A 21,905-nucleotide genomic window follows, 5' to 3' on the forward strand; every position below is an offset into this window, starting at 1 on the left:
TGACCACTTTCGCCACGACGAAGCCTTCTCTCGTTGTTACAGAAGCTCAAAGCATACCCTCGAAACGACATCATTTCGAGGCCGCACCCGTTTAGCCTCCGTTCTCTATTAATCATCCGACGATACCACAGTCCCCCGCATTGACGATCACCTTTGCCGGCGTCCATGCCCAAGTTAGGCATTGATCATCATTTAGCCCACGATCGTGCAATTTAGTTGGCCAAGCCGGTTTTAGTTTTGGAGAATCAGGGTCTTGCTTCGGTAACCAAGCCGTCAGCAGGACAGCTGGACCAAACGATGATCAAGGCTTCCAAGTTATCACGACAACATCCCTGGCAGGATCGGGTTGCCCAATCATCACACTCAGCGAATGAGCATTCTGAATATGGGGCCATCAAGGATTTCCCGATTCTATTTATAGAGTATTTTGGTATGGCCTTTGCTTACGATCCAACGAGGTCTTCGGCCGAGATCGGAGATGTCGATTGAACTCCAAGTTTGGCGTCATTGCCGAATGAAACTTGGCGATTCCATACAGGATCGGTCGGGAACTCGAAGATGGACACCTTCGGAGCCTGACAGGACTTGCTGGCTCAGAACAGCAGCCCAGCCCCATGAAGCCAGGTGATTCCCAGGCTGGTGAATATCATGGAGCCCAGGGTGCTCAGGACGATGATGTTCGCCGCCAGCACCCCGTTCCCGCCCATGGCTCGGGCCATCACATAGCTGGCGGCGGCGGTCGGGGCGGACGACATGAGGAAGAGGATGCCGAGTTCCATCCCGCGCAGCCCGGCCAGATAGCCGGTCGCGGTGGTCAGCAGCGGGGTCGCCACCACCTTGCCGAAAGAGCCGATGAGGGCGTTGCGCGAATCCAGATGCAGCGCCTTCAGACTCATGGAACCGCCGGTGCAGAGCAGCGCCAGCGGCAAGGTCATCTGGGCGAAATACTGGCCGGTCTGCAGCAGCAGGTCGGGCAGCCGCACCTCGTAATAGGCGAAGGGTAGCGCCGAGAGGATCGCCAGGATCAGCGGATTGCGCGCGATGTCCCTGAGGATGGGCAAGATCGAGCGATGCTCGCTGAGCGAGCGGTTCAGGGTGATCACCGCCAGTACGTTGAAGAGGATGGTGACGATGCCGAGATAGAGCGAGGCCGTCGCCATCGCCACGTCGCCGTAGGCGTTGACGCAATAGGCCAGCCCGACGATGCCCATGTTGGAGCGGAAGGCACCCTGCACCACCACCCCGCGTTCCTGTCTCGGCCGCACCGCCGCCGACGCGATCAGCTCGAAGATCAGATAGGCGACGAGCGTCGCCGCCAGCCCCACCGTCACCAGCCGCAGATTCGCCGCCTGGGCGTAATGCGTCTGGCTGATGGTGACGAAGAGCAGGATCGGCAGGGTCACGTTGAACACCAGCCTGGAGCCGCCCTCGATGAAGGCGTCGGTCAGGAGCCCCCGGTGGGCGAGCCAGACCCCGAGGGCGAGGACCAGCATGATGGGACCGGTGACGGAGAGGGCGAAGTCGAGATTGGCGAGCAAGAGATTCATGAAAGGTTCGGGCGCAAGGGAAAGGGTTCCGGATCCACGGAGTCGGGGCCGCCGGCATGCCCGGACGCCCGGCGGCCGTCAAGGCGTCATCCGGAGGCCGCGACTCCGAGGGGATTTCAATAGCGATAGGCCGACTCGATCCGGCCCTTGGTCAGCACGCCGTAGATGTGATCGATGCCTGGCGCGATCGGACGACTGACATAGAGCGCATCCGCGCCGCGCGACCTCAGGATGTCGAGCGCCTCCTGGAGCGTCGCCTGCAGATGGACCGGGGCCAGTTCGAGCCGGTCGGCCGGGATGGCCAGCAGATCGATCTCCTCGCCCTCCGGCTCCTGGGCGAGATAGGCGGCGATGGCGATGCCCGGCATCAGCAGCGTGGGGCCGTCCTCCGTGTCGATCAGAATCCAGTCCGGCCCCTCCTCCATCAGACGCTCGGCGGCCTCGCGCGCGATGACCGCCGGCTGACGCCTGAAGTTGGTGTTCATGACCCCGCCGACCGCGCTGCGGCGCAATATCCCCACCACCGGGTTGGCCCGATAGTCGAGACCGTTCGCCCGCAGCACGCTGAGAAAGAGCGAATCGCGGCGAAAGACCTGGCTGGTGGTGAGCGCGGCCAGGATGATGGCCAGCATGCCGGGCATGATGACGCCCGGGCTGTGCGCCAGCTCCACGATGGCGGTCAGCGCGGCCAGGGGCGCCTGCAGGCTCGCCCCCATCATGGCGCCCATCCCCAGCAGGGCGTAATAGCCGGTATGGGCCGAGTCGATGGGCACCAGCAGACCGCTCAGCCCGGCGACCAGGCTGCCGATCACGGCCCCCATGAAGATCGCCGGACCGATGGTCCCGCCCGGGATCCCGAACCCGACGCTGGTCGAGGTCGCGATCAGCTTCATCGTCAGCAGCAGCGCCAGGAAGGTCCAGGGCACCTGAACGGTCAGCAGATCGCGCAGCGTATCGTAACCGAGCCCCATGACCTCGGGAAACAGGACCCCGCAGATCCCGGCCGACAGCCCGGCGAGGGCGATCCGCCACGGATAGGCGAACCGCTTGCCGAAGCGGGCGCAACGCTGGAGCGCCTCGATATAGGCGGCCGAGACGGCCCCGGCCGCCAGCCCGACCAGGATCACGGGAAGCAGATCCGAGAGCGACGTCAGGAGGAAGGGCGGCACCCGAAGCACGGGCGCGCTGCCGAACGCGGCCACCGACACGGCATTGGCGCTGACCGCCGCCAGGATGATGGGGATGAATCCGGTGATGCTGTATTCGAGCGCCAGCACCTCGAGCGCGAAGATGACGCCGGCCAACGGGGTGTTGAACGAGGCCGCGATGCCCCCGGCCGTACCACAGGCCACCATGGTGCGGATGCTGTTGTTGGGAAGGCTCAGCCACTGTCCGATCAGGCTGCCGCCGGCCGCCCCCAGATAGACGTGCGGTCCCTCGCGCCCGACCGAATGGCCGCTGACGATGGCGATGGCCGCGCCCAGGAACTGGAGCACCAGGCCGCGCAGGGTCAGGTGCCCCTGGTGGTACTCCATGCGCTCCATCACCCGCGCCACGCCCAGGACATGGATCCCCTTGGCGAAGCGGACGAAGATCAGCCCGATGGCCAGCGCCCCCAGCAGGGGCAACAGGAAACGCAGCCAGAGCGTCAGCGCCTCGTAGTTCTCGCCGTGCACCGGCAGCATGAGCGCCTGGGTGCCCTCGACCGACAGCCGGAAGCCGACGATGAGGAGTCCGGTCGCCAGTCCCGTCGCCAGCCCCAGCAGCGCGTACCAGAGCAGAGACTCCGGCCGCGAGAGACGCAGCCGCAGCCACTCGAGATCCGGGCGCGGCAAACGGAAGGGAGATCGGCGGGACGGCATGGGCCGTCATCTTGGGGACCGGGCGTCCGCTTGGCAACCCGAGCCTGTCTCGACGCCCACGGTCCGAGCTCGGGCTCGGACTCCGGCCAGAGGGGTTCAGTCCGGCAGACCGCGCAACCGGTCCGTCTCGTCGACCAGGGCATCCACCACACCCGCCTCCCAGGCCAGGTGACCGGCCTCGGGCAGCAGACGCAGCCGCGAGCCGGGCATGGCGCGATGCAGCGACCAAGCCCCCTCGGGCGGACACGCCAGATCGCGCTGCCCCTGGACCAGGATGGAGGGGCAATCGGGCAGCTCGCCCGCCCGCATCAGGAGCTCGTTCTCGGCGAGGAAATAGCGCTGCAGCGCGAAATGGGTCTCGACCTGTGCCCGGGCGAGGATCTCGGCATCGAGGCCGCCGGACTCGTCAGACTCGGGTGACGCCAGGCCCGCCAAACGGGCGCCCCAGTTCGTCCAGGCGCGCGCCGCCGCCGAGGACCTGCCCGGATCCTCGCCGCTCACCCACTCCTGATAGCGCTCGATCAGACGCTCCCACTGGGTTTCCCCGACGCAGTCGCTCAAATCCCGCCAATCCTCCGGGAAGAAGCGCGCCGCCCCCGAGTCGCCGAAGCGCCATTCCAGATCGACACGGCGCGCCAGGAAGGGGCTGCGCAAGAGGAGCGCCGAGACGCGCTCGGGATGGTTCTGGGCATAGACCAGCGCCAGGGTGGCGCCCCAGGATCCGCCGAACAGCACCCAGCGGTCGACGCCGAGGGTGCGCCGCAGCTGCTCCAGATCGGCGACGAGCTCCGAGGTCCGGTTGGCGACCAGCCCGCCCCGCGGCACGGATCGCCCGGATCCGCGCTGATCGACCAGGATGATGCGATAGTGCTCGGGGTCGAAGAAGCGCCGATGGTCCGGCGAGCAACCCGACCCTGGGCCACCGTGGAGAACGAGCAGAGGACGGCCGTCCGCCCGGCCGCATTCCTCGACATAGAGCAGATGACCTCCGCCGACGGCCAGATCGCGAACGCGAAAGGGCTCGATCGGAGGATAGAGCGCATGCATCGAATCACCTCCCCAGCGTGCTGAAGCGAGACGCGAAATGTAGGGTCCTAAGGCTACCAGGTATCGGCTACCAGCCGATTGAGATCGAGGCCGCGACCCGCTAACCTCGATCCTCGCCCAATCCAAGACGAATCCCTCCCGGTGCAGCCAGCCATCCATCGCCCGTCCGCCAGCCGCCAACCCGCTCTTCCGCCCGAACGCTCCGGGGAGGGCTGAGCCATGTGCGGCATCTCAGGCTTCATCCTCAGGCCCGGACAGCGCCCCGAGACCGAGACCCTGTCGCTCATGTGCGGCCGGCTGGCCCATCGCGGACCGGACGACAGCGGCATCCACTGCTCAGGCCCGGTGGGACTCGCCCAGACGCGGCTCTCCATCATCGGACTGGCGACCGGGCACCAGCCCATGGTCTCCGCCGACGGCCGGCTGGCGCTCGCCGCCAACGGCGAGGTCTACAACTATCTTGAGCTGAACGCCGAGCTGCGCGCCCTTGGCCGCCGCACCCTGACCGATTCGGACTCCGAGACCATCCTGCACGCCTATGCGGTACATGGACTGGACTTCCTGACCCGGCTGCGCGGCATGTACGCCTTCGCCCTGCACGACGCCGAGCGCGGCCAGCTCATACTGGGCCGCGACCGGCTCGGGATCAAGCCCCTCTTCTACGTGCGGCTGCCCGACCGCATCGCCTTCGCCTCCGAGATCAAGGCGCTGCTGCCGTTGCTTCCGGGCCGCCCGCAGCTGATCCCGAGCGCGCTGCGCCAGTTCCTGCAGAACCAGTTCGCGGGCGGCGAGCAGACCCTGATCGCGGGCATCCGCCGGGTGCCGCCGGGCGAGGCGCTGGTGATCGACTCGGAGCTGCGGATCCGGCGCCATCGCTACTGGTCGGCGCTCGAGGTCGCGCCGCGGGCGATCGGATTCGAGGAGGCCCGCGCCGAGCTGGATTCGCTGATGCGCGAGGCCATGCGCGAGCACATGCGCGCGGACGTCCCCTTCGGGCTCTTCCTCTCGGGCGGCGTCGACTCGGCCGTGCTCGCGGCCATGCTGGAGGAGCAGGGCGCGGGGCGCATCAAGAGCTATTCGGTCGGCTATCGCGGCACCCGCATGGCCCACGAGCTCGACGAGGCGGCACGGGTCGCCGAGCACTTCGGGTTCGATCACCATCCGCTCGAGCTGGAACTGGATCAGGTCTTCGGCCGCATCCCCCACAGCATCTGGTGCGCCGACGAATTGATGCGCGACTACGCCTGTCTGCCCACATCCATCCTGGCCGAAACCGCCGGCCGCGAGCTCAAGGTGGTCTTCTCGGGCGAGGGCGGCGACGAGGTCTTCGCCGGCTACGGACGCTATCGGCCGCCGCTGGCCGAGCGCTGGGTCAAGTCCATCCTGCATCCGGGCAGCGGCGGCTTCCGCACCCGGGGCCAGTGGTCCGGACACTGGTCGCGACGGCTGCTGGGCCCGGCGCTGCGCGCCGAGCCCGAACCGGACCGGAGCCCCTTCCTGCGCGCCTGGGGGGAGACCCCGCGCGGCTGGTCGGACATGCGCCGGCGTCAATACACGGATCTGGTCACGGCGCTGCCGGACAATCTGCTGGTCAAGACCGACCGCATGCTCATGGGCTTCGCCCTGGAGGGACGGGTGCCCTTCCTGGATCACCGGATCGTCGAGTTCGGGCTCTCTCTGCCGGATGCGCTGAAGGTCCGGGGACACCAGGGGAAATGGCTGCTCAAGCGCTGGGCCGAGCCGCGCCTGCCGCCCGGCCATCTGGACCGGCGCAAGCGCGGATTCCACGTCCCGGTCGGCGACTGGCTGACCGGAGAGGTCGCGGCCGGTGTCGGCGAGCGACTCATGCGCAATCCCGGGGTGCGCGACTGGTTCCGCGCCGAGGCCATCCCCGAACTGGTCGCGGCACGCCAGCACGGACGCGGAGGCGGCCGCGAGCTGTTCGGGCTCATGCAGTTCGCCATCTGGCACCGGCTCTTCATCGAGCGGCCCGGTCTCGCGCCGGCGCCGGACGAGGATCCGCTGGACTGGATCGCGTGAGCGATTCGGTCCGCACAGCGGACCCTACAGTCAACGCCTCGGCAGGGTCCGCTGCGCGGACCTGAGCTCTGGCATCGGGGTTTTCGGACCGCCTCTCAGGCCCCTGAATCCGTGTCCGGAGAGGGCGACCCGGCGCGTGCGATGTCGTTGTCGGGGAATTGCACCGCGATATCCAGGAACACATCCTGGATCTCCAGGAAGGCCGCGACCATCTCCGGGTCCAGATGACTGCCGCCGGATTCGCGGATGATCCTCACAGCTGCCTCATGGGTCATGGAGTCCTTGTAGACACGCTTGCTGATGAGGGCGTCGTAGACGTCCGCCAAGGCCATGAGCCGCCCGGAGATGGGGATTTCCTCGCCCGCCAGTCCACGAGGATAGCCGGTACCGTCCCAGCGCTCGTGATGGGTATGGGCGATCTCACGCGCCAGCTGCAGGAAGTCCGTGGTCCCCAGTTCACGCTCCGCCCGCAGGAGGGCGTCGTGACCGTGCTGGGCGTGCTGTTTCATCAGCTCCCATTCGTCCGGATCGAGCCTGCCGGGCTTCAGCAGCACCCGGTCCGGCACGCCGACCTTGCCGATGTCGTGCAGGGGCGAGGTCTTGAACAGCATCTCGATGCTGTTGTCGTCCAGATAGTGGGCGAAGCTGGGGTGGTGTCTCAGATGCTCGGCCAGTGCCTTGACATAGTGCTGGGTTCGCAGGATGTGCTTGCCGGTTTCGGCGTGGTGCGCCTCGGCCAGACTGGCCATGCAATAGATGGCGACATCCTTGGTCCGGCTCAGCTCGGCGGTACGTTCCCTGACCCGGGATTCCAGCAGATTGTTCTGATCCGCGAGCTCGCGGTTCGCCGCGCAGAGGGCGAGGTGGGTCTTGATTCTGGCCCTGACGATCGGGGGGCTCATGGGCTTGGTGATATAGTCCGCGGCCCCCAGTTCGAATCCCTTGAGCTCGTCCGCCACCTCGCTCTTGATGGTGAGGAAGATCACCGGGATGTCGCGCGTCGCCGGATCCGCCTTGAGCCGACGGCACACCTCATGGCCGTTCATGTTGGGCATGAGGATGTCCAGCAGGATGAGATCGGGCGGCGGGCTGGCCAGTGCCCGGCGCAAGGCCTGCTCCCCGTCCTTCGCCACCACGGTCCTGTATTCGTCCTTGAGCAGATCCACCAGGACGTCGATATAGAAGCTCTCGTCGTCCACGATCAGAATCTTGGAAGTGTTCCGGATCATCGCACCCACGGCCCTCGACAGTATGCGTCAGGAGTAACAGGGTTGGCGGGAGGCTTCAATCGAAATCTCGCGGATCCGACTCAAGCCTCTCCGGAATGGCCCGCACGTCCATCGGACGCGGCCAACTCTGCGGATAGGGCCGCCAGCGTCTCCTGGGCCAGATCGAAATCGTAGGCGTCTATCTGCTCGCCGAGGCGACGCAAGGATTCCGGATGCCCTGAATCGGACAGTGCGGCCTCCAGCTCGGAAATCAGGTCCTTGGCCTGCGGATCGCCTTCCTCCAGAAGCCGCTCCAGGCGCCGAAGCAGGCCGTCCAGCTGTTCGGGGGTGGCCGACCGAGGCGCCTGTGTGACGGTTTCCCGTCGTATCTCGCCGCCCTCCAGAGAGGCCAATCCCGTCACCAGGATGGTGAAGGCCTCGACGAATGCCTCGGGCAGTTCGGAACCCGCATGAATCCGTCCGTCCATCAGACCGCGCTCCAGGTCGGCCGCGGCCTCCTGCACCTCTCGCGCACCGATGTTGCCCGTGACGCCCTGCAGTGTGTGGACCAGGCGTCTGGCCTCTTCGAGGTCGCCATCCCGCAGCTGCCGCCTCAGCTCGCTGGATGCGTCGCCGTGATTGACGACGAAGTCGACCAGCAGCTTGCGGAACAGGGGGCGGTTGCCGCCGACCCGCTCCAGGCCCCAGCGCAGATCGATTCCGGGCAGACGATCCGGCAAAAGGATGTCCGCGGCGGCGTCGAGGGTGCCTTGGATCGGCTCGAGCGGTTCGGTCCCCTGATCGAGCCAGCGGCCGAGGGTACGGTACAACTGCTCTGGGTCGATGGGCTTGGCGATGTGATCGTCCATGCCCGCGGCCAGGCACCGTTCCCGCTCGCCGGACATGGCGTGCGCCGTCAAGGCGATCACCGGCGGCTGCTCCATCGCCGGATCCGAACGCAGCTCGCGGGTGGTCTGATAGCCGTCCTTGCCCGGCATCTGAATGTCCATCAAGACCAGATCGTAGTCGTGTCTGCGCAGGGACTCCAGCGCCTCCTGACCGCTGTCGGCCGTGCGGACCAGCAATCCCATGTTTTCCAGCAGTTCCCGGCCCACCTGTCGGTTGATGGGATTGTCCTCGACCAGCAGCACCTTGCCGGACAGACGTCGCCGGTCGGCGCTCCCCGCGGGTTTGCGTGCCCTGGCCTCGGCCGCACCGCCGCCGAGTGCGCGCATGACCGTGTCGAACAGGACCGAGGGGCCCACGGGCTTGATCAGGATGCCGTCCATGCCCGCGGCCTCCGCCTGGCCGAGCACCTCCTCGCGTCCGTAGGCGGTCACCAGGACCACTGCGGGGGTGTGCGTCAATGACGCGTTCCGCTTGATACGCAGCGCGGCCTCGATCCCGTCGATTCCGGGCAGACGCCAATCCATCAGCACCACCTCGAAGGGCCGCCCCTCGCCGTCGGCCGCCTCGATCAGGGTCAGTGCCGTTTCGGCATCCCCGACCGCGCTAGCCTCGAAGGTGAAGGATGCCAGGGTGTCCCTGAGTATCTGGCGGGCCGAGGGGTTGTCGTCCACCACCAGGGCACGCAGACCGCGCAGATCCGGCTGCGGCACCCAGGTGCGCGTCCCGGGGGCGCCGAGGGCCTCGAAGGGCAGCACGAAGCTGAAGCGGCTTCCCTGGCCCGGCGCGCTCCGCACCTCCAGGTCGCCCCCCATGAGCCGGGTGAGCCGCTTGCAGATGCTCAGTCCGAGTCCGCTGCCGCCATGGCGCCGGGTCGTCGAGCTGTCCAGCTGGGTGAAGGCGTCGAAGAGTCGCTGGAGCTGGTCCGGCTCGATGCCGATGCCGGTATCCTCCACGGCGAATTCGACACCTATGCGAGCCCCATCCTCTTCTACCAGCCTCACGCCCACCTTGACCTCCCCCCGATCGGTGAACTTCACCGCGTTGCCCACCAGATTGGTCAGCACCTGACTGAGACGCAGTGGATCTCCCACGAGCGTATCCGGGATCCTCAGATCGCGGTCGACCAGCAGCTCCAGACCCTTCTCCTCCGCCCGGATGACGCTCAGGTGCGCCAAGTCCTCCAGGACCTTGTCCAGCGAGAAGCGGGTTCGTTCGATCTCGAGCTTGCCGGCCTCGATCTTGGAGAAATCCAGGATGTCGTTGATGACGCCCAGGAGCGCATGGGCGGAGGCCTGGATCTTCTCCACATAGCCCTGCTGGCGGGAATCGAGCTCGGTCTGCATCGCCAGGTGGGAAAAACCGACGATGGCGTTCATGGGGGTGCGAATCTCATGACTCATGTTGGCCAGGAAATGGCTCTTGAAGCGGTTCGCCTGCTCCGCCTCCGCCTTGGCCAGGCTCAGCGCCGCCTTCTGGCGCCGGGTCTGGGCCAGCCACAGCAGGGTCAGCAGCAGCAGCACGGCGGCCGCCGCCACCACCCGCCACACCACCGAATAGTCGACCTCCATCTGGTAGCGGATGGCCAGGGATTCCTGGCGAATGGCGCGGCGCTCGTCCTCGTCGATGGTGGTCAGCGCCTTGTTCAGTATGGCGACCAGTTCGGGCCAGTCCTTGCGCACCCCGATGGCCAGGTCGTTGGCATAGGGGGTGGGCGCCGCCACCTTGAGGTTGCCCAGCCCCAGCTTGTCGATCAGATAGCTGCCCAGGGTCAGGTTGCCGATATAGGCGTCCACCTGGCCCACCGCCAGCGCCTCCAGCGCCTGGGCCGTGGTCGCCACCAGCCGCAGACGCAATTCGGGATGATCCCGCTCCAGATATTCCTGGGTGACATAGCCGCGCTCGACCGCCACCCGCCAGTCCGCCAGATCCTCGATGCCCGTGATCAATGGCGCGTCCTTGCGGGTGAAGACCATGAGCGGGAAATGCAGATAGGTCCGGGTGAAGTCGAGGAAGCGGCCGCGGGTCGGAGACGGCGTGACGGCGGGAAGCAGGTCGATCCTCTTGTCCTCGGCCGCCTCCAGCACCCCGCGCCAGTCGGGCACGGCCACCTGGGTCATCTCGAGTCCGAGCATGGCCGAGATGCGGTGCATGAATTGCGCTGAAATGCCCCGGTACTCGCCCTCGGGCGTGATGTATTCGAGGGGTTCCCACGCAGGGTCCACGCCGAGACGCATCTCCGGATGGAGCCGCAGCCATTCCCTTTCCGCCCGAGTCAGCTCCAGTTCGGGCGTGTAGACGCCCGCCTCGACCTCCACGGGCACCCAGCGCCGAAAAATCTCCAGTCTTTCCGATTCCGGTATCGACGCCAGCGCCTTCTCCAGGATGCCGACCAATTCCGGCCAATCCTTGCGCACGGCGAAACGCTGTCCATTGTCTTCGAGCGCGTAGCCGCTCGCAGCCCTGAGGTTTCCGATCCCATGCTTGGCGGAGAGATAGATATTGATCCCCAGAACCCCGATGTAGGCGTCGGCATCCCCCACGGCCACGGCCCGCAGCCCCTCGAGCGGGGTCTTCACCCAATGCTTGACGATGGAGGCATGTTCCTGGACGACCTTCCGAGACGATGAGTAGCCCTCGACCAAAGCCACCCGCTTCTCCGCCAGGTCGTCGGGACCGCGGATGCTGCGGTCGTCCTTGCGCGACATGATCACGAGCGGAGTGGGAATATAGATCTCGGTGAAGTCGAGGAAGGCGTCGCGCTCGGGCGTGCGAACCGCGGTGGCGACCAGGTCCAGGGTCCGGTCGCGGGCGCCTTGCATGATCTGGGGCCAGCTGAGCCCGGGGACCGGGTCCATCTCGATCCCCAGACGCCGCCCGATCGCCCGAATGAAGTCCGGGGCCACGCCCTGGTACTCGCCATCCGAATCCCGGAAGCTGTAAGGGGCGTAATCGGCATCGATGCCGATGCGTATCCTCGCATGCCTCTTCAGCCAGGCGCGCTCCTCGTCGGTGAGCGGCGGCCGAGGTTCTTCGTCACCCCTCCCCCCTCCCAGCCAACGCCTCTGGATCTCTCGGTGCTCCTCGGGGGTGACGCTGCTCAATGCCTTGTTCAGGACCGCCGTCAGCGTCGGCCAGTCCTTGCGTACGGCGAGACGCAGCTCCGACCGGCCCAGCTCCCGGGCGGCGGAGGCCACGGCCTCGATATCCACCAGGCGATCCTGGTCGATGAGCCAGTCGGCGACGGCGGGATTGCCGATATAGGCGTCCGCCCGTTCGAAGGAGACCGCCTCGAGGGCCTCTCTGGTGGTCTGGACCACCAGCAGCTTGACGGTCGGATATTCCATGGAAAGACGCTCGTGCAGGTGATAGTCCTTTTCGACCGCAACGGTCAGACCCTGCAGATCCTTCACGCCGGATATCGAACGGGCGTCACGAGGCGCATAGATGCGATAGGGAACGGAAACGTATGGATGGGTGAACGACAGGTACTGCTCACGTTCCGGGGTCCGGGAGAGGGTGCTGATCATGTCGAGTTCCCGGTCGCGGGCGCGGTCCAGGATGTTCGACCAGCTGGTATCGGTCGCCACGGAAAACTCGATGCCGAGGCGCTCGCTCAGCAGGCGCAGATAATCGGCGCTGATGCCGCGATGGACTCCGCCCTGGTCCATGAACTCCAGGGGCGGCCAATCGGTATCGACCCCGATGCTGACCTTGGGATGGCGTTCGAGCCAGACACGTTCCGCGGGCGTCAGACCGAGTTTCACGCCTTTGGAATCCTTGCCGCCACGCGAGATCCCGCGACGCCGTATATCTCGCCGTTCATCGTTGCTTTGCAGCGTCGCGCTCCAGCGTGGCAGATAGATGCCGAAATCCCGCGACTCGCCCAGCCAGTGGCTCAGGATCGCCTCCATCTCTTCTCGAGTGATGGCGCCGAGCCCGCTCTCGATGTCCTTCAAGAGCCCCGCATTTTCCTTGACGACCGCGGCACGCAGCTCGATTTGGATCAGGTCCCGATCCAGCGCCTTGTACTCCCCGCGCAGGCCGTTGCGAATCAGGATCAGCTCGGTCGAGGGCCGGTCCGCGATGAAGGCGTCGATCTCGCCCTGCTCCGATGCCGCGATCATCTGTTCGATGCTCTCGAAGCTGGTCGGACGCGCCTGACTGAATAGCCGGTCGAACAGATCGGCCGGTGGAGGCCCCAGCACCCCGATCCGGGCCTGGTGGAAATCGGCGAGCGAACGGGTGTCGCCCTCGTGGAACAGGTAGTAGAGGGTGGCGGGCGCGCGCAGATAGGGCTCGGAGAATTCCAGCCACCGACTGCGTTCGCTGGATCGGAAGAGGCCGGCATGAAGATCGGCGCGCCCCTCCTCGAGATCCGTCAGCGAGCGGGAGATATCGGTCAGACGGAACTGGATCGGACGACCGGTCTTCCGCGACCAGAGACGCCACAGATCCACCCCGATCCCCTCTGGCTCGCCCGTTTCGCTCAGCATGCTGAACGGCGGCAGATTGCGGCTGCCGGCGATGGTGAGCAGGCCCGGCGCCTCGCCAGCGCCACCGGCGAGTGTCGAGTGAGCGGCGCCGGCATCCCCGACCCGAGGGGTCTCGAGCGCATCCTGCCCCGCCACGCGATCCTCGGCGGCGTGGCAGATGGCGCCGGACAGGAACAGAGCGTAGACGAAAACCCTGACGACACTGGTCAGCGGATGCATTCGGTGACTCCTCCTTCTGTCCCTGATCCGGGATCGACGCGGGGGACAGCGCATCCGTCGCTGCGCCTGCCCGCGTTCGATCGGGATTCGAGCCCATCTCTAGCAAGACCGACCGAATGCCAGACGGGCATCCGGTCGGCGTCTCACTGCCGGTACTGGTGCACCACGCCCATGAGCCGCCCGGCCAGATCCTTGAGATGTCCGGTCGCCTGCGCCACCCCGTCCGTGCTCTCGAGGGTCTGGATCGAGAGGCCGCGGATGCTCTCGACGTTGCGGTTCATCTCCTCGACCACGGCGCTCTGCTCCTCGGCGGCGGTCGCGATCTGGGCATTCATATCGTTGATACGATCCACCGAGTGGGCGATGGCGTCGAGCGAGCGATCGGTCTCGCCAGCGGTCTCGACGCTCCGATCGGCCTGCTCGCGCCCCCGCTGCATCGCGGCCACGGCGCTGCGCGCACCCTCCTGCAGACTCGTGATCATCTCCTGGATCTCCTGCGTGGATGCCTGGGTGCGCTGGGCGAGCGCCCGAACCTCGTCGGCGACGACGGCGAATCCGCGCCCCTGTTCGCCGGCCCTGGCGGCCTCGATCGCGGCGTTGAGCGCCAGCAGATTGGTCTGACCGGCGATCGCGCGGATGACGTCGAGGATCTTGCCGATGTTCTCCGAGTCGGTCTCCAGCCGCCCGATCGTTTGCGCCGCTTCCGTGACATGATCGGCCAGCTCGCGAATGCCGGCCATGCTGTCCTGAACCACCATCCGCCCCTCGCGCGCATCGCGGCTCGCCTGGTGCGCCGCCTCGGCCGCGGCCGAGGTATTGCCCGCGACCTCGGTGACCGTCGCGGACATCTGATTCATGGCGGTGGCGACCATATCGGTCTCCTGATGCTGGCCCTCCATGAGGCGATGGGTCGAGTTTGTCGACTGGGTCAATTGCTCGACCGCCGCGGCGACCCCGGCCGCGGACTCCTGGATATGACCCATGACCGTCGCCAGACGCGCCTGGAGCATCTTGATCGCCTGCAGAACCTCGGTGGTTTCGTTGTTCCCGGCGACATGGATCGGAGTCGAGAGGTCGCCCCCCGCGATCTTCTTGGCCACGCGCACGCTATCGTCGATATGACGGAAGATGGTCGAGGCACTGATCTGAGCCAGAACGAGACCGAGCAGCAGCGCACCCGAGCCGACCCAGAGGCTCCCGGACCAGCCCGCCACGACCGCCCCCAATCCGACCACCAGGAAGGCACCGCTCAGCCAGACGCGATGGCCGAACTCGGGCACCAGGGGACGCGGCATATCCTCGAGCTTCTTATCGCGAACCCTGTCGTAGAGCCGAACCGCTGACTCGATCTGCGGCCGCGTGGGCTTGGTCCGAACCGATTGGTAGCCGACCAGCGTCTCGTCCTCGTAGACCGGGGTGACATAGGCATCGACCCAATAATGATCGCCGTTCTTGCAGCGGTTCTTGACGATACCGCGCCAAGGCTTGCCCTTCTTGACGGTGTCCCAGAGATCCTTGAAGGCGGCCGGCGGCATATCCGGATGGCGAACGACATTGTGGCTGCTGCCGATCAGTTCGTTCTCATCGAAGCCGCTGATCTCGACGAAGGCTGTATTGCAGTAGGTGATGACGCCCTTGGTATCCGTCGTGGAAATGATGACCAGAGAGTCTGCGTAATCGTTCTCGCGGTTCGTGACCGGCAGGTTGAGCTTCATGGATGGTTCGACCGACTAGAAAAAGACCTGAGAGAGGGTCCGCGCGGTGCGCACGGATTGCGTCGGCATCTTAGCGCAGCCCTTGGTCGAAGATATGGAATTCGATTCCCGGTACGCCACGCGGATCCAGGCAGAGACCGGGCTGGAACAGCCGGACTGAGAACCAAATCACAGATCGAGGGACCGTCGGCAGAGCTTCGTCGGTCGGATTCTTGCTCACTGCCCGAGTCGGGGTACAGGGCGCATCCGCTGGTCCGGTTCGAGCAAGAGCGTCTTGCGATTCGCAGAAGGCACCATTAAGGTGGAATAGATAGGTTTGACGGCCAGCCATGAGAAGCGGTCCGAAAAACCTCGACTCATTCCGATGCCCGCCGGATCTCGGGGTTCCCTCGCCGGTCGATCGGAATACGCGGCCACCGGCTGCAAATCAATCCGTGCATATCCGTCTCCTGTCGGCTGTGCCTTGCGACCCACCTTCCGCAAGAAACGTTGGGGCCATGTCCGTGGAACAATCCGTAAAGATGGCCGTTCGCGGTCTGACCAAGATCTTCGGCGACGCGCCGGAAGAGGCCCTGGAGCTGCTGCGCCAGGGCGAAACCAAACAATCCATTCTCGAGCGCACCGGACAGACGGTGGGCGTGGCCGATGCCAGCTTCGACGTCTACGAGGGCGAGATCCTGGTTGTCATGGGCCTCTCCGGCAGCGGCAAGTCGAGCCTGATCCGCTGTCTCAACCGGCTCAACGAACCGACCTCCGGCGAGATCCTGATCGACGGCCAGGACATCGTCGGCCTGGGACACCGGGACCTGCTCGAAGTCCGGCGCCGCAAGTTCGGCATGGTGTTCCAGCATTTCGCGCTCTTTCCGCACCGCACCATCCAGCAGAACGTCGAGTACGGGCTGGAGATCCAGGGCGTGTCCCCCGCCGAGCGGGCCGAAAAGGCGCAGACCGCCCTGAGTCAGGTCGGGCTGGACGGCTGGGCGGACGCCCATCCGGGTCAGCTCTCGGGCGGCATGCAGCAGCGCGTGGGACTGGCCCGCGCACTCGCGGTCGAGCCCGACGTCCTGCTGATGGACGAGGCATTCTCGGCCCTGGATCCGCTGATCCGGCGCGACATGCAGCAGGAGCTGATCGCCCTGCAGAGCCGCATGCAGAAGACCATCGTCTTCATCACCCACGACCTCGACGAGGCGCTCTTCCTCGGCAACCGCATCGTCCTCATGAAGGACGCCCGCATCGAACAGATCGGAACCGCCGAGGACATCCTCTCCAGCCCGGCCACCGCCTACGTCGAGCGCTTCGTCGCCGAGGTCGACAAGACCAAGGTGCTGACGGCGAGCGCCGTCATGCGGCGGGCGCGCACGGTCGCCTTCGTCAGCGACGGCCCGCGCACCGTGCTGCGCAAGATGGAGGACGAGGACCTGAGCCTGCTGTTCGTCGTCGAGTCGAACTTCAGGCTGCGCGGGGTCGTGCGCGACGACGCCGCACTCAAGGCGGTGCAGCGCGGCGAGCGCGGCATCCAGGGCATCATCGAGCCGGGTACCGAAGCGGTCGGGCTCGACACCCCGGTCCGCGAGCTCTTCGCCCCGCTGTCCGAGAGCAGCATGCCGGCACCCGTCGTCGACGCGGAGGGCCGGCTCAAAGGCATGGTGCTCCGCGCCTCGCTGCTGCAGGGCCTGGCCGAGCAGGGAACCGCCCCCGAACAGGAGGAGGCCGCATGATCGAGATCCCACGCCTGCCGCTCGCCGACTGGATCGACGCGGGGCTCGACGCCCTGACCGACCATTTCGCATCCGCCACCAAGCTGGTCTCGGACGTCGTGGAGACCGGGATCGAGGGCGCGGTCGACGGCCTCATGTGGCTGCCGCCCTGGGTCTCCATCCTGCTCGTCGCCGCCCTCGCCTGGCGCCTGGCGGGCCGGCGCACGGCGCTGCTGGCGCTGCTCGGGCTCGGCCTGCTGTGGAACCTGGACCTCTGGGAGCCGACCCTGCAGACCCTGGTGCTGGTCCTCATCTCGACCCTGGTCGCCGTGGCCATCGGGGCGCCGCTCGGCATCTTCGCGGCCATCTCGGGCGGGGTCTACCGGGTCCTCTTCCCGATCCTGGACTTCATGCAGACGATGCCGGCCTTCGTCTATCTGATCCCGGCCATCCCCTTCTTCGGTCTGGGGCCCGTGGCCGCGGTCTTCTCGACCGTCATCTTCGCCATGCCGCCGGCCATCCGCCTCACCACGCTCGGGATCCGTCAGGTGCCGGCCGACCTGGTCGAGGCCGCGGACGCCTTCGGCTCGACCAAATGGCAGAAGCTGGTGAAGGTCCAGCTGCCGCTCGCGGTCCCGACCATCATGGCCGGCATCAACCAGACCATCATGCTCGCCCTCTCCATGGTGGTCATCGCCGCCATGATCGGCGCCCAGGGACTGGGCGGCGAGGTCTGGCGCGCGATCCAGCGCAACGAGGCCGGCATGGGCTTCGAGGCCGGCATCGCCGTGGTGGTGCTCGCCATGATCCTGGACCGCATCACCCAAGGCATCGTCCGGACCAAACCCGGCTCGGCGAGCTGAGTCCCCAGTCGCGTCCCCGCCGCGCGGCGGGGACCGCATTCTCGGCCCGGAATGGGCCACTCCCCCGAAGCGAGGCCGGGCGCCATCCAGGCGATCGCGGCCGAGTTCTCACACCTCAGAGGAGTTCTATCGTCATGATGCAGAAAACCGCCATCGCAGTCGCCGCAACGGCCATGCTATCCACGGGAGCGGCCGCGCTCGCCGCCGACAAGGGCGAGGTCGAGCTGGCCTATGTCGAGTGGTCCAGCGAGGTCGCCAGCACCAACGTCGTCAAGGCGGTGCTGGAAGACATGGGCTACGACGTCAAGATCACCCCGGTCTCGGCCGCCGCCATGTGGCAGGCGGTGGGAACCGGCGACGTCGACGGCATCGTCGCCGCCTGGCTGCCGACCACCCATAAGCACTATCTGGCCAAGGTCGCCGACGAGGTGGAGGACCTGGGGCCCAACCTCGACGGCACCCGCATCGGCCTGGTCGTGCCCGACTATGTCGAGATCGACTCCATCGAACAGCTGAACGCCGCCGCCGACAAGTTCGACGACAAGATCATCGGTATCGATCCGGGCGCCGGACTCATGAGCAAGACCGAAAAGGTGATCGAGGACTACGGCCTGGACGACATGAAGCTGGTCGAGGGCACCGGCCCCATCATGACCGCCGTCCTGGGCGACGCCATCGAGGACCAGGAATGGGTCGTGGTCACCGGCTGGACCCCGCACTGGATGTTCGCCAAGTGGGATCTCAAGTATCTGGACGACCCCAAGGGCGTCTACGGCGGCGAGGAACAGATCCATACCGTGGTGCGCAAGGGGCTGAAGGAGGACATGCCGGAGGTCTACAAGGTGCTCGACAACTTCAGCTGGACGCCCGACCAGATGGCCGAGCTGATGGTGTGGAATCAGGAGAAGCACGCCGATCCCTACGCCAACGCCGAGCGTTGGGTAGAGGAGAACGCCGACACCGTCGAGTCCTGGAAGAAGTGACGAGGTCCGACGCGTGAAAAGCATGCATCAAGCCAACCTCTCGCGACGCCCGGCGGGCGTCGCCACCCTCATCCTCGCGGGGGCGCTCTGCTCGCTCCCCGCGATGGCCGCCAACACCTCCGAGCTCGAACAGCGGATCGCCGATCTCCAGCGCCAGCTCGCCGAGGCCGAGCGCGATCTCGCCGAGGCCCGGGGCCAGACCCAGCCGATGCAGGCCGAACCTGCGCCGGCCGCCGAGGAGACCGAGCAGGTCGCCGCCGCCATCCCTCCGCCCGAGGACAAGGGCTTCCATATCGGACCGGTGAAGATCGGCGGTGCCGCGCGCGTCAACTACGTGCTCGGCAGCTACCAGGGCTACGACGGCGGACCGAACCGCGGCGGCAACGGCGGCAACGTCGAGCTGGACACCTTCCGCATCAACCTGGCGCTCGACTACAACAACATCATCGGCGCGCTGGAATACCGCTGGTATCCGGCCGGCACCGGTACGAACTACAACTTCATGCATTCCGGCTGGCTCGGCTACCGCTTCCAGGACGACAGCGAGGTCAAGGTCGGTCTCAACCGCGTGCCCTTCGGTCCCGGCCCCTATGGCGTCTCCCAGAGCTGGTTCTTCGACCAGCACTACTATGTCGGGCTCGCCGACGACATGGATCTGGGCGTCAAGTACAGCACCTCGATCGACAACTGGACGCTCGACTTCGCCTACTACGCCGGCAGCGAGGGCGGCTTCTTCGGCCGCAGCCTGGACAGCGCGCGCTACGGCTACGACGCCGTGCGCTGGACCGAGTCGGCGGACGCCGACGGCAACGTCATCTACGGCGGTGCCCACAACGGCTATGACGAGCGCAATCAGTTCAACGTCCGCGCCATCTACAGCCTGAGCGACGCCCGCATCCCGACCGACATCGGCGTCTCGCTGCAATACGGTCAGCTCAAGGGCCAGCGCGCCGACGACGGCAGCCACTGGGCGGCCTCGGCGCACATGATCAACCGCTACGACAACTGGACCCTGGCGACCCAGCTGACGCGCTACGAGTACGATATCGACAGCGACAACCCCTGGGGCACGGACACCCTCATCCCCATGGGCGCCTACGACTTCGCCTGGCCGGTCGCCGCCAAGGCCTGGATCCCGGCCATCTCGATCAGCTACAAGTACGAGACGCCCCAGATCCCCTGGCTCGACTACGTCCTGCCCTATGTGGAGTACAGCAGCATCGTCAAGGATGAGAGCGACTTCAACAACAGCGACATGCTGGTGGTGGGCGCCGCCTGGGCGCGCGGCGGCTGGTACATCTACAGCGACCTGGCCTTCTCCAACGGCAACTACTTCGTCGGCAACGAGGCCGCGGACGACGGCTCCGACGACTACGGCAGCCTCTACGGCGTCGGCGACTTCGGCGCCAACGGCAACGACGAGTGGAATTACAGGTTCAATCTGAACCTGGGCTATTACTTCTAAGCCCTCCTCCCGAACGCCCCTCTTCCCTCTAGGGGGAGGGGCGCACATGACCGCCCTTCCAATCAGGATAGACATCTCGTCTGCAATGGATGAGATTGCGGGCAATCGCTCAGTGAAACCTTTTCGCCCAATCGGGTTATGGTCCACTTCACTGATCCGAGTGCCTGTGCATCAGGTCAGTATAGCGGTAAATATGTCTGCCCCCTTTTTTCGTCCCCTTTTTTCTTCCTTTTTTACTTTAAACTTTTATTCGGTGTTTTTTTCATTTGGTTGCTATTACTGTAACAACCCCCTTGTCAATGGCTGATCTAATTTGAGTAAAACCAACCCTTGAAAGCTGAGTATCTACCCACTCTTTCGATAACCTCAGTTTTCGGTAGTAGCTCTTGTTGAGATTCCACCGACCACCCTCTTTTCTGTACACAAGATCGTGAACTTTAACTGTCTCCGGTTCGTATTCGAGGAAACAAGTGAAAATGATGTTGTCATCGCTCTTTACAGGCATGAATCTTTCAAGCTCAGAAAGCTCGTATGACAGATCGCGGAAAGTGATAATGAATTGCCCACTGTCTTCCAGCGAAACGACCACCTTTTCAAAAAGCGAGATAACTCTGTTTTTGGATTCCAAATGAACAATCGTATCTGTCATACATATAATGAGCTCCGGATTTTCATTGATATGAACATCAAAATTAACAAGGTCATCTCGGACAACCTTGATATTCGACCTGCAAGAGTTTTTTGCTAATTCATTCAGTAAATTGCTATCGAGATCTATGGCGGTAACTGAATACCCAATTTGGGATAGTGGAATGGACTGGAACCCACAACCAGCACCAAGATCCACGGCCATCCCTGAACGTGCGGGCTTGATTCCATGCTTCTGAAAGAAGCTGGCGTTCATTTTGATTCCACTTTCAATCCCCCCAAACATCCATGCATAGACGTCTGAAAGGACTTTCTCGTAATGTTCCTCAACTGTAGCCATTCATTCTCCAAGTTGTACCTGAGCCAGTGAACCGAATGAATGATCAATAGCGCAATCACTCGATAAAACAGTTGATTAGACGGACTGGCCTTGATCATCGTGTCGCCCAAGACCCAATCATGCAGTCAATCAAGCCTATCTAAGCTCTTAAAAATCAAACTCTTGCTTGGCGCTCAAGGCTGGATCGCGACAGGTGGACCAAACGATGATCAAGGCCGACGGACTCTGTAATTATTGTTGCTATGCGGATTCTCAATTTCCTGCACTAGATAGATTCCGTCTAACACCCTCACCACATTGGCTCATGTACAGTTGTACGGCTTGGTCACATCCCTGAAATTCACCGCCAATACTACTGCAAGGCGCCTCATGGCATCCATGCCCGATACAAAACACAGTTTGGTCCACCGTACTAGATAGAAACGTCGTTTCCGATCATTGCATTTTCAGTGCGGCGGTAATGGGACCGCAAGACACTGCTTGATCTTATACCCGGACATGAAGAGGGGCAATTGGAGACTCATGGCTGAGTGCTTCGGTCCCAGGCGATGCAACTCGTGACATATACCAACATCTACTGTCGTAATGATGGAAAAATCCGGCGGACAAAGCCCTACTGTCCGGATCTGAAACGACAGAGTCATTCGACTCGCCTGGAGTGGGATACGCTGCAGTAGAACGACGGCCCGCATCTGACCGCTGACAACAGATTTGGAGACCGAGCGCATGGCGCAGACATCGACCCAAGTGGAGGTGTGCATCATCGGGGCGGGCCCGGCGGGGCTCTTCGCGGCGCTGCAGCTGGCGGACCGCATGAGCGTGCTGGTGCTCGACCGCAAGTCCAGGTACGGCGGCGCCGGCGGGGC

General features: G+C 64.8%; 14 protein-coding genes. 7 read left to right on the forward strand and 7 right to left on the reverse strand.

What is annotated here, in order from left to right; translation table 11 throughout:
- Positions 1-216 precede the first annotated feature (216 nt).
- Positions 217-489: a hypothetical protein gene (locus D779_RS22415; protein WP_157726456.1), complete on the forward strand. Its 273-nt coding sequence runs from the start codon at positions 217-219 to the stop codon at positions 487-489.
- Between the two features lie 104 nt (positions 490-593).
- Here D779_RS22415 and D779_RS18390 read toward each other — a convergent pair whose 3' ends face one another.
- The 3 genes from D779_RS18390 to pip form a co-directional block, all read right to left on the reverse strand.
- Positions 594-1,547 (reverse strand): AEC family transporter, encoded by a 954-nt coding sequence (locus tag D779_RS18390; RefSeq protein WP_043757015.1) that lies wholly within the window; start codon positions 1,545-1,547, stop codon positions 594-596.
- Between the two features lie 116 nt (positions 1,548-1,663).
- Positions 1,664-3,409: a chloride channel protein gene (locus D779_RS18395; RefSeq protein ID WP_043757018.1), complete on the reverse strand. Its 1,746-nt coding sequence runs from the start codon at positions 3,407-3,409 to the stop codon at positions 1,664-1,666.
- A 96-nt stretch (positions 3,410-3,505) separates the two neighbouring features.
- Positions 3,506-4,456, reverse strand: coding sequence for a prolyl aminopeptidase (pip, locus tag D779_RS18400; protein WP_043757021.1), 951 nt, complete (start codon positions 4,454-4,456; stop codon positions 3,506-3,508).
- Positions 4,457-4,675: 219 nt separating this feature from the next.
- Here pip and asnB point away from each other — a divergent pair, with 219 nt between their 5' ends.
- Complete coding sequence (gene asnB / locus D779_RS18405; RefSeq protein WP_043757024.1) at positions 4,676-6,496, forward strand: asparagine synthase (glutamine-hydrolyzing); 1,821 nt, start codon at positions 4,676-4,678, stop codon at positions 6,494-6,496.
- A 95-nt stretch (positions 6,497-6,591) separates the two neighbouring features.
- Here asnB and D779_RS18410 read toward each other — a convergent pair whose 3' ends face one another.
- From D779_RS18410 to D779_RS18420, 3 genes are all read right to left on the reverse strand, one after another.
- Entirely contained in the window at positions 6,592-7,725 is a 1,134-nt protein-coding gene (locus tag D779_RS18410) for a response regulator (protein ID WP_052348264.1), read from the reverse strand.
- Between the two features lie 80 nt (positions 7,726-7,805).
- Positions 7,806-13,325, reverse strand: coding sequence for a transporter substrate-binding domain-containing protein (locus tag D779_RS21315; RefSeq protein ID WP_052348265.1), 5,520 nt, complete (start codon positions 13,323-13,325; stop codon positions 7,806-7,808).
- 143 nt (positions 13,326-13,468) lie between these two features.
- Entirely contained in the window at positions 13,469-15,040 is a 1,572-nt protein-coding gene (locus D779_RS18420) for a methyl-accepting chemotaxis protein (RefSeq protein ID WP_043757027.1), read from the reverse strand.
- 497 nt (positions 15,041-15,537) lie between these two features.
- On the opposite strand from D779_RS18420, the gene D779_RS18425 reads away from it, so the two are divergent.
- From D779_RS18425 to D779_RS18440, 4 genes are all read left to right on the forward strand, one after another.
- Positions 15,538-16,761 (forward strand): quaternary amine ABC transporter ATP-binding protein, encoded by a 1,224-nt coding sequence (locus D779_RS18425; protein WP_043757030.1) that lies wholly within the window; start codon positions 15,538-15,540, stop codon positions 16,759-16,761.
- A complete protein-coding gene (locus D779_RS18430; RefSeq protein ID WP_043757035.1) occupies positions 16,758-17,603 on the forward strand; it encodes an ABC transporter permease in 846 nt (281 codons plus the stop codon). Before D779_RS18425 ends, D779_RS18430 begins: the two co-directional genes overlap by 4 nt.
- Before the next feature lie 134 nt (positions 17,604-17,737).
- Positions 17,738-18,586, forward strand: coding sequence for a glycine betaine ABC transporter substrate-binding protein (locus D779_RS18435; RefSeq protein ID WP_043757037.1), 849 nt, complete (start codon positions 17,738-17,740; stop codon positions 18,584-18,586).
- A 22-nt stretch (positions 18,587-18,608) separates the two neighbouring features.
- Entirely contained in the window at positions 18,609-20,051 is a 1,443-nt protein-coding gene (locus tag D779_RS18440; protein ID WP_043757038.1) for a type IV pilus assembly protein FimV, read from the forward strand.
- 262 nt (positions 20,052-20,313) lie between these two features.
- On the opposite strand, the gene D779_RS18445 is transcribed toward D779_RS18440, so the two are convergent.
- A complete protein-coding gene (locus D779_RS18445; protein WP_043757041.1) occupies positions 20,314-21,039 on the reverse strand; it encodes a class I SAM-dependent methyltransferase in 726 nt (241 codons plus the stop codon).
- 726 nt (positions 21,040-21,765) lie between these two features.
- Between D779_RS18445 and D779_RS21885 the strand changes: the two genes are divergently transcribed.
- On the forward strand, positions 21,766-21,905 hold a 140-nt coding region (locus tag D779_RS21885), incomplete at its 3' end, for an FAD-dependent oxidoreductase (protein ID WP_157726457.1).

It is taken from the genome of Imhoffiella purpurea (genome assembly GCF_000585215.1).
Taxonomy (GTDB): Bacteria; Pseudomonadota; Gammaproteobacteria; order Chromatiales; family Chromatiaceae; genus Imhoffiella; species Imhoffiella purpurea.

Coding starts and splice junctions, on each gene's coding strand:
- D779_RS18390 (WP_043757015.1), bottom strand. CDS start 1,547: ATGAATCTCTTGCTCGCCAATCTCGACTTCGCCCTCTCCGTCACCGGT.
- D779_RS18395 (WP_043757018.1), bottom strand. CDS start 3,409: ATGCCGTCCCGCCGATCTCCCTTCCGTTTGCCGCGCCCGGATCTCGAG.
- pip (WP_043757021.1), bottom strand. CDS start 4,456: ATGCATGCGCTCTATCCTCCGATCGAGCCCTTTCGCGTTCGCGATCTG.
- asnB (WP_043757024.1), top strand. CDS start 4,676: ATGTGCGGCATCTCAGGCTTCATCCTCAGGCCCGGACAGCGCCCCGAG.
- D779_RS18410 (WP_052348264.1), bottom strand. CDS start 7,725: ATGATCCGGAACACTTCCAAGATTCTGATCGTGGACGACGAGAGCTTC.
- D779_RS21315 (WP_052348265.1), bottom strand. CDS start 13,325: ATGCATCCGCTGACCAGTGTCGTCAGGGTTTTCGTCTACGCTCTGTTC.
- D779_RS18420 (WP_043757027.1), bottom strand. CDS start 15,040: ATGAAGCTCAACCTGCCGGTCACGAACCGCGAGAACGATTACGCAGAC.
- D779_RS18425 (WP_043757030.1), top strand. CDS start 15,538: ATGTCCGTGGAACAATCCGTAAAGATGGCCGTTCGCGGTCTGACCAAG.
- D779_RS18430 (WP_043757035.1), top strand. CDS start 16,758: ATGATCGAGATCCCACGCCTGCCGCTCGCCGACTGGATCGACGCGGGG.
- D779_RS18435 (WP_043757037.1), top strand. CDS start 17,738: ATGATGCAGAAAACCGCCATCGCAGTCGCCGCAACGGCCATGCTATCC.
- D779_RS18440 (WP_043757038.1), top strand. CDS start 18,609: ATGCATCAAGCCAACCTCTCGCGACGCCCGGCGGGCGTCGCCACCCTC.
- D779_RS18445 (WP_043757041.1), bottom strand. CDS start 21,039: ATGGCTACAGTTGAGGAACATTACGAGAAAGTCCTTTCAGACGTCTAT.